Genomic DNA, 14,541 nt, shown 5'->3' on the forward strand with positions numbered 1-14,541 from the left:
ACATATCTTCAAACCCGGTATTCAAATAGTTTCCCAAATAGATGAGAAGATAAACTTATGAGTAAAAAATCCACATAAAAAAACCACTTCTCAATTATGAGAAGTGGTTTTGTATAAGTTTGGTTAAGTTACTTACGCTTTGTTAACGTTAGTAGCTTGTGGTCCACGGTTTCCTTCTTCAACTTCGAAAGTTACTGCTTGACCTTCTTCTAGAGTTTTGAATCCTTCGCCTTGGATTGCTGAGAAGTGTACGAATACGTCGTCTCCACCTTCAACCTCGATAAAACCGAAACCTTTGTCTGCGTTAAACCATTTTACTGTACCGTTATTCATTAAAAATTCCTCCATGTGCATATTGCACGTTATTACTATTCTTGCTCTTCATCATAATTCAAGACGAGAATCACTTAAAAGTTGGTTCTGCAATCCTTAATTTACTACCGAACAACAATAATTAACCTAAGTATAGCATGGAATTTTAAAGGATGCAACTTTTCTTGAAAAAAAACTAATAAAAGATAGTAGTTAAGGTTTTTACTGTACAGAAAACCTTGATATGATAGCAATTAGGTAAGTATTAATTTTATTTTTTATTTTTAAAAGGATGAGGTGATAATATGTACAATACGCAAAGTTGTCCACTTTGTGCTCCTTTTCAGGATGTTAAGCAAGAGATTATTTTAGAAAATGATTCGTGTTGTTACATCCAAAAGGCTAGTGAGCAAGAAATTTTAATTGGGAGTGGCTTAATTATTCCAAAAAGACATGTGCAGACAGTCTTTGATTTGTCAGATCGGGAGTGGGTGGATACAAGAGATTTAATTCAAAAAGTCAAAGAACATGTAGATGAATTTTATGATCCTGATGGTTACAGCGTTGGTTGGAACACAGGGAAAGTGGGAGGACAATCCATCCCGCACGCACACCTGCATATCATCCCGCGGTTCAGCGATGAGCCATATGCTGGAAAAGGAATCCGTCACTGGATTAAACAACCAGAAAACAAACGTCCAGGTTAACTTCATTGAATTAGCGGTGTTGCCTGTTTATCCATATTTCTAGCGGGGAAATAGTTAGAATAGATAAGGAGGCAATACAATGAAACAAAAGTTTGATCTAATTGTAATCGGAACAGGAGTAGGCGGTTCAAGCGTCGCATCAAAGGTTGCAGAAGCAGGATTGAAAGTAGCAATTATAGATGATCAGAATTATGGTGGAACCTGTCCATTAAGAGGGTGTGATCCTAAAAAGGTGTTAGTAGGTGCAGCGGAGTTAATTGACCATAACAAACGCATGCAGAAAAATGGCGTACATTCAGATGCTGCAATTGAATGGAAAGAACTGATCCATTTTAAAGAAACATTTACAGAGCCAGTACCAGAAGCTGTGGAAAAAAGTTTAGCCAATACAGGCGTTTCCACTATGCATGGAACTGCCCAGTTTATAGGTGAAAATGAAATAGTAGTAGGCGACCAAATACTTAGTGGAGATAAAATAGTGATAGCTACAGGTGCAATTCCTAGTCCACTTCCAATAGAAGGAGCAGAATATCTGACTACTAGCGATGAATTTCTTGATTTGATAGAACTACCGAAGCAAATAGTGTTTGTGGGTGGAGGTTATATTTCCTTTGAATTCGCTCATATAGCAGCGCGAGCAGGTGCAGAAGTACACATTGTTCATCGTAGTAACAATCCATTAAAATCATTTGATCAGGATTTGGTGAAAAGATTAGTGGATAAATCCAAGGAAATCGGAATTCACGTGCATCTAAATTCACCAGTACATTCAATTGAGAAAAATAAAAATAGATATACTGTTAAGTCAGATGAGGATTCATGGGAAGCAGACTTGGTTGTTCATGGAGCTGGAAGAGTACCAGCAACCGAGGGATTAGACCTTGAAAAAGGGAATGTCCAAAACGGAAAGAATGGAATAGCGGTAAATAAATTTTTACAAAGCACATCAAACAAGCGTGTATATGCGATTGGTGATGTAGCAGATACCCAAGGGGCACCTTTAACACCAGTAGCCCAGGTTGATGCCAGTACGGTAATCAGCAATATTTTAAAGGGAAACCAAAAGGAAGTTGAATACAAGGGGATACCTTCCGTTACTTTCACCGTTCCGAAATTGGCAACAGTAGGGATGTCAGAAGACCAGGCTCGTAATACTAATCTGGAAATAAATAGTAAGCCTATTGATACAACTAATTGGTTCACGTACAGTCGAACAAATGAAACACATGCAGCAGTGAAGATTATCACGGACAAAAATAACGGGGTAATTTTAGGTGCACATCTGCTTAGTGATGAAGCAGATGAATTGATAAACTATTTTGCAATGGCAATCCAATTACATCTGACGACAGACCAGCTTAAGCATATTACCTTTGCCTATCCAACTGTGGCATCAGACATTGGATCACTTATATAATCATTGACAAGTAGGTCCATTTACGTTACTTTTCGAATGAGTGAGGCTATCAAATAGGGAGTTGTATAAAGTTTGGAAAATATTATCGTTGTTCTATTCGCAGTTATTTTTTATCTGTTACTAAAGAGAATCATGCCAGTTATTGGTGTAAAACACAAAACACCATCTGAATTACGAGATCGGCTAAAAGATAAAGGAAAACAGTTTATAGACTTACGCTCAACTGAAGCAAGTAAGCAAAATCCTGTTCGGGGGTTTGAAAACGTTCCATTAAACGAACTCTCAGCGAATGTGCAAAAGCTTGAAAGAGGTAACGAAATTGTTCTCATCAGTAATAACAAAAGAGAAATGAAAAAAGCTAGCGCAAAGTTAAAAAGAAGAGGATTCCGGTACGTTACAACAGTACGCGGTGGTATTCAGAGTTGGAATCAAAGTTGACCTCTTATAACCAACATGAAGTTCATGCACTTTATCAAGGTTTAATTGATGCATGGAATAATCGGAATGCATCTGGAATGGCACAGCTTTTCACAAATGAAGGTGAGATGATTGGGTTTGATGGAAGTTTACTGAGTGGAAGTGAGGAGATATTTGCACATCTCACACATATCTTTGAAGAGCATCCTACACCTCCATTTGTTTGTAAGGTTAAAAATGTAAGGCAATTGAATTCTACAACATTTATTTTACGAGCTATTGCAGGTATGAAACCGCCTGGGAAATCAGATCTTGATCCTGGTTTGAATACCCATCAGACGCTTTTAGCTGTACAGATTGATGGGCGTTTTGGGATTGAACTATTTCAAAATACACCAGCACAATTTCATGGCAAGCCTGAATTGGTAGAAGAAATGACAAATGAATTACGTAATTCAGGTGAATGAGTTTAAAATGGATCTTACCAGAGGGTCCATTTTTGTTTTTATATACAAACAGTTAGTTCCAAGCATTATTTCTTATACTATTTTAGGACAATCCCTATATATATAACTATGTGGGGGTGATGTTTTTGTGGAAAGAATTTAAAGCATTTGCATTAAAGGGAAGTGTTCTTGATTTAGCGATTGCAGTGGTAGTTGGAGCAGCATTTGGCAATATTGTTTCGTCGTTGGTTGATAATATAATCACACCCTTGCTTGGAATTATGTTGAATGGTATTGACCTGACCAATTTAATGTATAAGCTGGGAGGGGCAGAGGTCACTTATGGTATTTTTATTCAGTCAGTTTTAGATTTTATAATTATTTCATTTTCCATATTTATATCTGTGAAATTTTTATTGAAATTTCAACCACTTAAAAAGCCTGAAGACAAAAAGGCACTCATAACTGATTCTAAAGAAGCGCTGTTAATCGAAATTAGGGATTTAATAAAAAAACAGGATGAAAAGAAAAAATAGGATTTTGCTTCCGGTATTATACAAATAGAGACGTGTTCAAGTATGATGATAAAAAGAGTGAAGTCTTGAGAATGCTGCTTTTAGTAGTTTTTAAACCAGTTAATTTTTACAATGAGGAAGGTGCAAACTAGTCATGAAAGTTCTTACTGTCACAGGTTATAAATCAATGGAATTAGGCATTTTTAAAGAAGATGATCACAAAATAACATTTATTAAATCAGCCATTAAAAAAAAGCTGCTTAACTTTGCAGATGAAGGACTGGAATGGGTACTTATTTCTGGACAAATGGGTGTGGAGATGTGGACTGGCCAGGTAGTTTTAGAATTGAAGGAAACGCATGATATTAAAATCGGCATTATTCCACCGTTTGAGAAACAGGAAAGCCGATGGCCAGAACCAATTCAACAAGCGTATCAGGAACTTGTCATGGCTGCAGATTTTCATCAATTCCTTCATAAGGGTGAATATAAGGGCGCTTTTCAGTTTAAAGCTAAAAATGATTGGTTTGTAGACAAAAGTGATGCATGCCTTATACTCTTGGACGATGAGTTCCCAGGCAGTAATCGATTTTTTTATGAAAAAGCAAAACAAGCGCGTAATTATCCTATCTATCTAATAACCCCAACCGATTTAGACGATGCAGTAGAGGAGTTGCGTATGGCAGATCCGGATTATTGGAGCTGAGTTAGAAGGATTCGTTATATTTTTACAGTATGCTCTTTAATAATTGAAACAATCTCTTGGAAAGGATAAACATGATTAACTATACCTACTATAAAATCCTGTTCTTTTTCAACGTCCATTGTCCATTTAAAACTGTTTAGCTTTAAAAAGATGATTAGGGAAGCGAGTGCTGTTAGCTTGTTTGCATTTAAAAAGGTATGATTCATTGACAATGATTCTACCAGTGCGGCCGCCTTCCCGTAGATCTCTGGATAAGCATCATTCCCAAATAGACTTTGCTTTGGTCTGTGTAATGCCGAATCAAGTAAGCCAGGCTCCTTTACACCTAGTTGTTCTCTTGGTGAATAGATCTTAATTTGGATTGTATTAATTGCTATAACTTGATTTGTGGTTAAGTAGATGACTGGGTTAACACCGTCCGTCTTCATTTATCAACTAGTCCTTTAAAAGCAGCATCATGCTCTTTTATAACATCATTTAATACATCCATGAAATCGCTGTCAACCCCTTCTGGGAGTTTAATTTCCTCTTTTTTCTGCAAAATTATATTTCCATCCTTTAACTTTAGGCTAACATTATCTCCATAAGAAATCCCTGCCTCTTTCAAAAAATCCAATGGAAAAGTTATGCCATAACTATTCCCAATCTTTGTTACTTTTCGTTCTATACTATCCATTTTAATCACCCTTCTTCATTATAACGTTATAACAGTTATAACATTGATTTTTTTAAAGTGAAAGCCCAGTCTCCTGAACTTGGCGTATAAGAGCTCAACAATAAGCGCTAAAATACGGGTGGAGACAGGCACTGTGAAATGCGAGACGATGCAGTAGAAGAAATTCGGCTGGCTGATCCGGATTATTGGAGCTGACTTAGAAGGAATAATGCCCATTTTCATTGGATTGGCTTAAGTCCACAGACTTTCGGCTGAAGTTCACAAACATTCGGCTCAAGTTAACACTCCCCAGGCCGAAGTTCACAATTTCCCGGCTCAAGTTCACACTAAAACGGCCCAAGTTCACAATCCACGGGCCGCAACCACTCCCGATAGCCTCACTTTACAGATGATGACAGGCAACATGAAAAACGTTACAATAATAATGATAAAGAGAATTATGAAAAGGGTGGATTGTGTGAGCTTGTCGTCAATTAATCTATTAGGGTTAACGAAGTCTTACGGGAAACAGGAAGCAGTGCATGGTATTGATTTAAGTGTTAATAAGGGTGAATTATTTGGGTTTCTTGGTCCCAATGGTGCAGGGAAGACAACTACTATCAAAATGATGACTGGACTGCTGGAACCAACTAGTGGAAAGGTAGAAGTTAATGGAACTGATATTTGGAGTCATCCAATCGAAGCGAAAAAGATGATTGCATATGTCCCAGATCAGCCGAATCTTTATCCGAAGTTAACAGGGTGGGATTATCTTCACTTTGTGGCATCTGTTTATAAACTGGACAAAAACGAGTACATAACTAAAGCAGAAGAATTACTGCAAATTTTTAATTTAACAGATCGGGCTAATGATTTAATAGAAGGCTATTCTCATGGGATGAAACAGAAAATCGCTATTTGTGGTGCGCTTGTACACAGTCCTGATGTTCTTTTTCTGGACGAACCCACAGTTGGGCTTGATCCGAAAAGTGCCCGTAATTTAAAAAAGCTGCTCCGTGAATTATGCGATAAGGGTATGACAGTTTTTATCACTACACACATACTGGAAATTGCTGAACAGTTATGTGACCGAATTGGAATTATTTTAGACGGTTCCATTATAGCTTTAGGTTCAATGGATGAGTTGAAAAAACAAGAAGGAAGTGCTGACAGAAGTCTTGAAGATATATTCTTAGAATTGACAGGTGACGAAGAACAGCAAGCTCTTATATCTGAGATTTCAAAGGTTGAACAGGGAGATCCAAAATGATGCGGGTTTTACTGCGAAATCAATTCAAAATGTCAGTAAATACAATTAAGACACAACCTACTAAAAACTACATCGGTTATGGAATAGCTATGATTGCTTTAGTAGCCATAGTTTATTTTTTATCTAAAGAGATTTGGTATATTAGTGATTCTATTCCAGTTCCGATTCTTGAAGGAATTATATCGTACGGATTTATAACAGTAATTGGATTTATCTTACTGGTAGGCTTACCTCAAGTATTTAAACATTTATACGCTGCCACAGACCTGCAAATGCTTTTCACCATGCCAATACCTACACGAAATATCTTCTGGGTGAAGTATATGCAAAGCTTTATTGGAATTCCATTTGGACTCTTTTTTGTATTTGTAATCCCGCTTTGCGTATATGGGATTGCAGTTAATGCAGCTATTCTCTTCTACCCGGTCCTAATCTTAGTTGTGCTATCATTTGTGATTATCGGACTTTCCATTGCATATTTACTCAATCTATTATTAATTCAATTGATACCAGGAAATCGTGCGAATGAGTTTATGACAATTATGAGTGCAATGTCAGGATTAATTGTCTACCTGTTATTCATATTTCCGACTATCGTTAGTGATCAATCGCTGACTGAGCGATTGATGGCAGGATTGCCACTATTACCGTATTGGATGCCAATGAGTTGGGGAAGCACTGCAATTATAGAATCTGCGTCAGGATCAAGTCAATTTTTCTTACCCTTCGTACTAATCATATTGCTTGCAGGGATTAGTGTGCTTCTAGCAACCTCTTTAGTGGAAAAGGGCTTTCGAACAGGCTGGATTCGCTTAACTGAAGGTAGTGGCAAAAAATCAAACAAACGTAAAAAGCACAAGAAAACAAACACATCTGTTCATCATCCTGCCATCGCGATTGGAATCAAGGAATGGTTTGCAATTAAGCGGGACATGCGCGAATGGTTAGTCTTTATGCCTATCATATTCTTTATTATTTTCCCACTATTTGGTTTTCTGAATAGTGGTGCAGAGCTTAGCGATTTGCGCGGACACAATGATATATCCTGGCCAATTACGCAAGGTGCCTTGTTATTTATTTACGCCATTTTCAATGGATCAATGGCTGCATCATCGATAGCACGTGAGGGGTCATCACTATGGATTTTACGTACACTACCCCTTTCTGGTCGGGACATTGCAATAGGGAAGCTTTGGATCAGCTGGTTATTGCCATTTATTCTTCTCACTACGATTGAATGTATTGTTGGAGTCCTTCTTGGCTGGACACTCTTTCAATTTATAATCGGCATTGTCGTAAAAGCAGTAATTACAGTTGGCATTAGTGCAGTGGGTCTATGGCTAGGAACAATTGGAGCAAAATACAATCCGTCAAATCCACAAGCACGTCTGAAAATCGGTACAGGTTTCATTTTAATGATTGCCTCTTATATATACCTTGCAATAACGGCGATTCCATATATATTTTTAATTGTTCCAATTGATGCAGTTGATACGACCACTGATATGGGAGATATAGGCGGTTTTCTTGGTTTCCTTGCAGACGTAGCCCTTACATTGCTGTCATGGAAAGCAAGTTATCCAGTGCTAACAGGGATCATAGGTGTAATTGTTATGCTGATTTTATCAATGGGAATTGCAACATTATTTATGCGCTTAAGTGCTAAACGGATTGATAAAGGGATTGAAATTGAAATGGTCCGTGAAATCAAATCAAAATCATTATTTAGCAAAAAGAAGACAGGCAGCAGTTTGTATTAAAAAAACCAAAATAGAAGTGAATCAGAAATATTTCTTTGAAAAGGAGTGATGAAATTTAAAAGATTGGTTTGGTTCTATTAGTAATGGGATTAGAAGCATTTGCATTATGGATTGTTGCTTAGCGTCAACCAAAGCAATAATTCATTTAATGGCTACGAAAAGGGTTGGACAGGTCAGGATGCAGGGGGAGTAAAACAATTCCATGTAAATTTTTCACCTGTCATGATAGGAATGGTTGTATTTGTCATTATTAGTTTGGTAGTGACGGTAATCTATTACGCTGAGTATCTCTGATCTATGGAATTCTTAAAACATACAGGAGGCAATTATGATCTTATATACTGAAGTTATTGGTGAAGGTGAGCCCATTGTTTTTCTTCATACAGGATTACAAACTGGAACAACTGATTTTGAACAACAGGTAGAACATTTTAAACAACATTACAAAGTAATCCTTCCAGATTTAAGAGGTCATGGCAAATCCGTTTCGAATGATCTAGCAAACTATTTTCAGGACACAGCACAGGATTTAGCAGATACACTTGATCATTTAGGAATTGATTCAGTACATGTAGTCGGATGTTCACTTGGTGGGATAGTCAGTATCTTTTTAGCCAAGAAATTCCAAGACAAGGTAAAAAGCCTAACAATATCTGGGGTTACTTCTGAAAAGCCGGAGAAATGGGATGAAATGCACGCAGCGGATGTTGAGCATCAAACACAGCTACTGCAAAATAAAGAAGCGATTGCCTTATTTGATAGCATGCATGAGGGGGATTGGAGACAATTTATTTATATGGCTCGTGATGCGAGTTGGTATCCGTTTAATGATACAAAAGATATAGACACACTAACTATGCCAGTTTTGTTTATGGTTGACGAAAAACAACAAGATGAAGTGAAAACGGCAACAATCTACCCAGAAACGAACCAGCATGTACATGTATCTGTTATCCCCTTTGCTGGCCATTTGGTTCATGCAGAGCAGCCTGAAATCTATACAAGTATATTAGAACGATTTTTAGGCAGGTTGCAGTAGGAAGTTAAAAAGTTTATAAGGGAGGAAATCATGATAAAAAAGTCGGTTTTCATTGCTTCTATATTTTGTGTATTGGTTATTTTATCAGGGTGCTCTGAAGGTGCAAATGTTAATGGGCAAAAGCAAATTGATTTTTCATTTACTGCAACAGGGGATAGTGAAAATTGGAATGTTACAGATGATGTAACTGGGACCTACTACAATATAGAGCAACTAATTAGTGAAAGTCATGATATAACTATCCAACCAAAGACCACCATTGCTAGCAATCAAATTGATGTTTCCATTAAAATAGGCGAAGAGTTAATAGGTATCCATGATGATGAAGCTGAACAAACAAAATTTGTTGCGGAAATAGAAACGGATGGCAGCTATACAATCAAACAGAGCGGTTTTACCCGTACGGATGATAATGATAAATTTTGGGATGAAGATATTAAAATAATAATTAAACATGGAAACATTAAAGAGGAGGTTAAACTAAATTAGAATTTAGATACGTGTACTATTCATCAAGGATTTTCTGTTCACAAAAGAATGATAAAAAAACCTTTGAAATTGGGATGAAGAACTATATGTGAAAACGTTAATTCTAAATAGATGTTTGCGTACACTTTTCATTACAAAAGACCGCTTCAGCCAGGAAGCGGTCTTTTGTAATTTAGATTTTATTTATTTTGTTCCCGTAAGATATTACCAGCCAATGCATAAAGCACAACATAGGTCACAAAATGTGATGAGTTATCATTTAAATCCTGTTGTGGATAAACCTCGACGTAGTCCATTCCTCGAATTCCTAATTTAGCAAATTCATGTACTAGCTCCAGTAGTTCAAATGAAGTTAAGCCATTTCCATCAACTGGTCCACCTGGATTATAGGCGAAATCAAGGACATCACTGCAGATGCTTAAATAAACAGCCTCTGTACCTTCACTTGCGATGTCATATGCTTTTTTTGCAAGTTCAGCTAAATCCTTTGCCTTTCGAACTTCCCTTACTGAAATGGTTGTGGCACCGACTTCTTTTGCATATTTTCCAGTTTCGGGTGCATTCCGAGGGCCATGAACACCCATGTGTACAATGCTTTCATTGCGTACACTTTCACTCTCATAGATACGGTGGAATGGTGTACTGCGGGCATATAAATCACCCTCATGATCTTTATAATTGTCATAATGGGCATCGAGATGAATGATGCCAACTTTACCATCCACTTCCTCACTTAATGCTTTAACAATTGGGTACGTAACACCATGATCTCCGCCAAATGCAACCGGAAATTTATTTGTTTTCCAAACTTTGCTTGCGAAGCTTTCAATCCGATTCATGGTTTCAATTGTATCGGCTGGAACGACGTCTATGTCTCCCAAGTCGCCAATTGTATAATGGCTTAGCACATCTATATTGTCTAATTCAGGTAAATAACCCGAATATCGTGCTGAATTTAAGCGTATAACTTTAGGGCCTAACTCACAGCCTGTATAATCGCCCCAAGTCACTGCACCTTCCCAGGGGACTCCATAAATTAATACATCTCTATCGTTTATGCTACTATCTTTTAAATTGACTTTTTTACCGCCTAAATAACAAGGTGTATTGCCGTATAATTTTTCCTGACTCATGTTGTTACACTCCTAAAATCCAATTATTTTACACCGGCTACTTTATCATATTCTGCCTTAATTTCATCGGAAACACCTTTTCCAATAAGACTGAATACAACAATTGCTATACTGGAAAATAAGAATCCAGGAACCATTTCGTATAGTGCTGATCCTGTTAGTGGCCATAGGAAGATGGTAATTCCACCAACCAGAATACCCGCTACAATACCATTTCGTGACGTTTTGCGCCAGAACAAGGAGAACAATATCGCAGGTCCAAACGTTGCACCAAAACCAGCCCAGGCGTAGGATACAAGGTCAAGTACAGAACTATTCTCATTCCATGCAAGCATTAAAGCAATAATCGCAATAACTAGCACGGAGATACGACCGACCCAAACGAGTTCTTTATCACTTGCTTTTTTACGGAAGTATCTTCTGTAAAAGTCCTCTGACAACGCACTGGAGGATACAAGTAATTGGGAATCAACTGTACTCATAATTGCTGCTAAAACAGCTGCAAGTAGGAATCCGGCAACCCATGGATTATAAGCAACCTGTACGAGTTGGATAAAAACCTGTTCCGGATCTGCCAATGGCTGGTCAAATGTTACAATTCCCAGCATACCAACAATTAAAGCTCCGTAAAGGGGGATAACTAGTCCCAGACTAACACTGATCAGACGTGCTTTTCCAACTTCCTTATGTGAACGAATTGCCATAAAACGCGCTAAAATATGTGGTTGCCCAAAATAGCCAAGACCCCATGCAAGCGCAGAAACGATTCCTACTAAACCAATTGCTCCTGCTGGTGCCCAACCTGTAGCCGGGTCATAAGATGTATTTGCAAACCCATCAATTAAACTAGTACTTACCGATCCAAGCTGGTTAAACAATTCTCCAAATCCGCCAATTTGAAACAATCCATAATTTTCAAAGGATGTGCTGTCACTGTCTGATGGAAAGTACGGTTTCCTGGTTAGTATTGCTGGTGCTGGTGTTGTTATTGGAGCACTAGTTAATACAGTGTTTGTAAAAAAATTAGCAGTTTTTATCCTTATAGGAGGGGGCTCGTTATTTCTTTCGGCAGGATATATATTATATGCAATTTCTGATGACTTTTTCGGAGCTGGTATCGGTTTTTTTATTCTGTCGTTTGCTCTGGCATTTGCAAATACTGGATTTTATACATTTTATCAAAACAATATACCTGTGGAAATGATGGGGCGAATTGGTAGTATATACGGTCTAATAGAATCACTTTTGGTTATCCTGTTTACCATTCTCTTTGGTGTAGTTGCGCAAGTGGTTTCCATACAATTTGCTGTAATCCTTGGTACATTAGTCATGTTAGTGATATCGGTAACATTGTTACTATGTAATGTGCTTCCTTCAAAAAGGAAGTATTATCTTACAGATGAAGGACTTTTCAGGTGAATGTAGAATATTGACAGTGATAGTAGGGATAGTTTTTGTTAGGAGGAGCTTATGAAAAAAGTTTTGATCATCACCGTATGTGCGGTTGTAGTTTTATGCAGCGTTGCGTGGGTAACCTATAATATGTTGTCAAATCATGATGAAAATGCCGCTGATAATTCCAGAGCGATTGAGAAAGAAGCAACTGAAAAAGTACTTCATGTAAATCGAAAGGATATACAAGGAACTATCTCTAAACAGGAATTGGTATCTTTTAAAGAAAAAGGATTGAATCCATTTGGTGAGTCTACAATCATGCAAGAATTAACTGACTATATTTATCAAGAGTATATTCACGGAATGTCACATCAAAAAATAGAAGCAAGTAAGAAGTGGGGATTTTATGAAATTCATCCTAGTCGTATTAAATGGTTAATCGAAGGACTTGAACAAGTAAATTTAGAACATGAGAAAATGTACCAAGAAATATTGCAGAAGTGGAATAATAAAAATTTTACTAGTATAGATGACGACCACAATACCATCTGGAGTTTACAGGGGGGAACGGTTGGCAGAGCAACTGGAATACTAAATGCAAATGAAGAGCAGGCCTATATCAATAATAATTCTGATTAAATAATCAAATGCCAGCGACTCTAAAGGTAAACCCCTAGAGTCGCTGGACTGCTTTAATGTCCTGTAAGTTCGCTTCCGTCGTCCATTCCATCTTTTGTCACTTTAACATAACCAACTGCGCCTTTAGTTGCATGGTTAAATTGATGTGTTACAAAAGGATATACTCCTTCTTCTTTTACCGTAAATTCTACTACAGCACCACCACTGGCAGGCAACATGACGGTCTGCATACCTTTAAAATGATTTGCTGGGTTTCCATCAATATAGACATCATCGAACACGGTTCCAACTACATGGAAGCTACTGGTTTCATTAGGACCAACATTGTTAATATAAATTCGTACTTTGTCTCCAACTTTAGCCAAAAGCGGTTTGTCCTTAACAGCAGTTACTGTACCGTTCGTATTTGCTTGATCCGCCTTGAGTGCTTTTGTAGAAAAGACCACTTGAGAAGGTTGACCATTAGTCATATCATCTAAATCGTTGTATTTGTACCATTCGTTTTGAATAACAACATACTCTTTATCAACCTCATCATCAGTTGGGTAACCGGCAGTCGGTTTTACGATAATAACACCGTGCATTCCATTGGCAATATGAGCTAATACTGGAGCTGTGCCACAGTGGTACATAAACACGCCAGGGTTTGAGGCCTGATAAGAAAATGTTCCTTCTTCATTTGGCATTACATTTGCAAATCCTTTGTTTGGTGCAGTATGAACTGCATGGAAATCCATACTATGAGGAATAGATGGGTCTTTGTTTTCGAGCGTGAAATGAATCGTATCGCCTTCGTTTACTACAACTAATGGACCCGGTGCTTCCCCATTAAAGGTCCAAGCCTTATAATTGTAGCCTTTCTTAATTTCAATATCTGTAATTTGAGCAGTCATTCCAATAAATACATCTTTTCCTTCTCGCTTCATTGTTACTGGAACAGGCTCATCATTTATTCCCTGATGTGGTTTTATTACTTCACTTTTTTGTTTTTCCAAATCAGACATACTGACACTTGGAGCAGTTTCTTCAGATTTTGTACGTGCATCATTACTTGTACCGCAGGAAGCCAACAATAGACCAATTAGAAGTATTACCACAACGAACAACAAATTACTTTTTGTTTTTAACATTTGAATACCCCCATAATAATTGATATATAAGACAAATCCCTGTGCTTTTGGTAGATGATGCGAGTTAATGATTTATCTTATATCTTACCTTTAAGATACTATCTAATTACCTATATATATGTGATAAAAGTCACGACTTTTTACCTATTCAGTGCTTTTCTTTGCTCAGTAGTGAACAAACTGTGAACATCTGAAATAAGCCACTAAGTACTTGATTCTTAACAGGGAAAATGCGCTTCTTAGTTTATTTGCAGGTAAGAAAGAAAGTTTAAATCCTTTCTTACTGCATAAGTGCAACTAAGGCTTGGCGATAAGCCAAGTTTTCTAATAACTGGGGGTAAGATAAGTGTTAATAACCAGATTCATTTGATACGGATAATGAGTAAGTGCAGTAAATTCATATTCTTTTAGTAACTTAATCGTTGTGTTAAAATGTCTTCTTGTACGTATTCCAATTCGTATAGTAGAAATTACATTTTACATTAATGAAAGAAGGAAAAACGAAAATGGA

Annotated in this window: 18 protein-coding genes and 1 pseudogene; 13 read left to right on the top strand and 6 right to left on the bottom strand. The window is 37.3% G+C overall.

What is annotated here, in order from left to right; genetic code table 11:
• Positions 1–132: 132 nt before the first annotated feature.
• Positions 133–333 carry a cold-shock protein gene (locus ACOI1D_RS18305; protein ID WP_089533783.1) on the bottom strand — a complete coding sequence of 67 codons (201 nt, stop codon included), beginning with the start codon at positions 331–333 and terminating at the stop codon, positions 133–135.
• Positions 334–617: 284 nt separating this feature from the next.
• Between ACOI1D_RS18305 and ACOI1D_RS18310 the strand changes: the two genes are divergently transcribed.
• The 6 genes from ACOI1D_RS18310 (at position 618) to ACOI1D_RS18335 (ending at position 4,520) form a co-directional block, all read left to right on the top strand.
• Positions 618–1,019, top strand: coding sequence for an HIT family protein (locus ACOI1D_RS18310; RefSeq protein WP_422503281.1), 402 nt, complete (start codon positions 618–620; stop codon positions 1,017–1,019).
• Between the two features lie 79 nt (positions 1,020–1,098).
• Positions 1,099–2,436 carry a dihydrolipoyl dehydrogenase family protein gene (locus tag ACOI1D_RS18315; RefSeq protein WP_422503283.1) on the top strand — a complete coding sequence of 446 codons (1,338 nt, stop codon included), beginning with the start codon at positions 1,099–1,101 and terminating at the stop codon, positions 2,434–2,436.
• 72 nt (positions 2,437–2,508) lie between these two features.
• A complete protein-coding gene (locus tag ACOI1D_RS18320; protein WP_422503285.1) occupies positions 2,509–2,874 on the top strand; it encodes a rhodanese-like domain-containing protein in 366 nt (121 codons plus the stop codon).
• Complete coding sequence (locus ACOI1D_RS18325) at positions 2,859–3,320, top strand: SgcJ/EcaC family oxidoreductase (protein WP_422503287.1); 462 nt, start codon at positions 2,859–2,861, stop codon at positions 3,318–3,320. The genes ACOI1D_RS18320 and ACOI1D_RS18325 overlap by 16 nt, the downstream gene beginning before the upstream one ends.
• Before the next feature lie 119 nt (positions 3,321–3,439).
• Positions 3,440–3,835 (top strand): large conductance mechanosensitive channel protein MscL, encoded by a 396-nt coding sequence (mscL, locus tag ACOI1D_RS18330; RefSeq protein ID WP_422503289.1) that lies wholly within the window; start codon positions 3,440–3,442, stop codon positions 3,833–3,835.
• 133 nt (positions 3,836–3,968) lie between these two features.
• The gene (locus ACOI1D_RS18335; RefSeq protein ID WP_422503291.1) at positions 3,969–4,520 is read left to right on the top strand and encodes an SLOG family protein; all 552 of its coding nucleotides are present in this window, start codon (positions 3,969–3,971) and stop codon (positions 4,518–4,520) included.
• Positions 4,521–4,534: 14 nt separating this feature from the next.
• On the opposite strand, the gene ACOI1D_RS18340 is transcribed toward ACOI1D_RS18335, so the two are convergent.
• Positions 4,535–4,948, bottom strand: a complete 414-nt coding sequence (locus ACOI1D_RS18340) for a type II toxin-antitoxin system death-on-curing family toxin (RefSeq protein ID WP_422503293.1) — start codon at positions 4,946–4,948, stop codon at positions 4,535–4,537.
• Positions 4,945–5,196 (bottom strand): AbrB/MazE/SpoVT family DNA-binding domain-containing protein, encoded by a 252-nt coding sequence (locus ACOI1D_RS18345; protein WP_422503295.1) that lies wholly within the window; start codon positions 5,194–5,196, stop codon positions 4,945–4,947. The genes ACOI1D_RS18340 and ACOI1D_RS18345 overlap by 4 nt, the downstream gene beginning before the upstream one ends.
• A 403-nt stretch (positions 5,197–5,599) precedes the next feature.
• Here ACOI1D_RS18345 and ACOI1D_RS18350 point away from each other — a divergent pair, with 403 nt between their 5' ends.
• From ACOI1D_RS18350 to ACOI1D_RS18370, 5 genes are all read left to right on the top strand, one after another.
• Entirely contained in the window at positions 5,600–6,445 is an 846-nt protein-coding gene (locus ACOI1D_RS18350) for an ABC transporter ATP-binding protein (RefSeq protein WP_422503297.1), read from the top strand.
• Positions 6,442–8,205, top strand: coding sequence for a putative ABC transporter permease subunit (locus ACOI1D_RS18355; RefSeq protein WP_422503298.1), 1,764 nt, complete (start codon positions 6,442–6,444; stop codon positions 8,203–8,205). Before ACOI1D_RS18350 ends, ACOI1D_RS18355 begins: the two co-directional genes overlap by 4 nt.
• Before the next feature lie 99 nt (positions 8,206–8,304).
• Entirely contained in the window at positions 8,305–8,499 is a 195-nt protein-coding gene (locus ACOI1D_RS18360) for a hypothetical protein (RefSeq protein WP_422503300.1), read from the top strand.
• Between the two features lie 34 nt (positions 8,500–8,533).
• Positions 8,534–9,244 carry an alpha/beta fold hydrolase gene (locus tag ACOI1D_RS18365; RefSeq protein ID WP_422503301.1) on the top strand — a complete coding sequence of 237 codons (711 nt, stop codon included), beginning with the start codon at positions 8,534–8,536 and terminating at the stop codon, positions 9,242–9,244.
• A gap of 30 nt (positions 9,245–9,274) precedes the next feature.
• Positions 9,275–9,733 (top strand): hypothetical protein, encoded by a 459-nt coding sequence (locus ACOI1D_RS18370; RefSeq protein WP_422503302.1) that lies wholly within the window; start codon positions 9,275–9,277, stop codon positions 9,731–9,733.
• Positions 9,734–9,912: 179 nt separating this feature from the next.
• Here ACOI1D_RS18370 and ACOI1D_RS18375 read toward each other — a convergent pair whose 3' ends face one another.
• Both ACOI1D_RS18375 and ACOI1D_RS18380 read right to left on the bottom strand, forming a co-directional pair.
• Entirely contained in the window at positions 9,913–10,866 is a 954-nt protein-coding gene (locus ACOI1D_RS18375) for an agmatinase family protein (protein WP_422503304.1), read from the bottom strand.
• 23 nt (positions 10,867–10,889) lie between these two features.
• Positions 10,890–11,771: a sodium/proline symporter gene (locus ACOI1D_RS18380; RefSeq protein ID WP_422503305.1), complete on the bottom strand. Its 882-nt coding sequence runs from the start codon at positions 11,769–11,771 to the stop codon at positions 10,890–10,892.
• 7 nt (positions 11,772–11,778) lie between these two features.
• Between ACOI1D_RS18380 and ACOI1D_RS18385 the strand changes: the two are divergent.
• Positions 11,779–12,285 (top strand): annotated as a pseudogene (locus tag ACOI1D_RS18385) (MFS transporter); the annotation flags it as partial.
• Between the two features lie 51 nt (positions 12,286–12,336).
• Positions 12,337–12,900 carry a DUF6241 domain-containing protein gene (locus ACOI1D_RS18390; protein WP_422503306.1) on the top strand — a complete coding sequence of 188 codons (564 nt, stop codon included), beginning with the start codon at positions 12,337–12,339 and terminating at the stop codon, positions 12,898–12,900.
• 53 nt (positions 12,901–12,953) lie between these two features.
• Here ACOI1D_RS18390 and ACOI1D_RS18395 read toward each other — a convergent pair whose 3' ends face one another.
• Entirely contained in the window at positions 12,954–14,030 is a 1,077-nt protein-coding gene (locus ACOI1D_RS18395) for a multicopper oxidase domain-containing protein (RefSeq protein ID WP_422503308.1), read from the bottom strand.
• Positions 14,031–14,541 lie beyond the last annotated feature (511 nt).

The organism is Virgibacillus sp. DJP39 (assembly GCF_049310925.1).
GTDB lineage: Bacteria > Bacillota > Bacilli > Bacillales > Amphibacillaceae > Virgibacillus_F.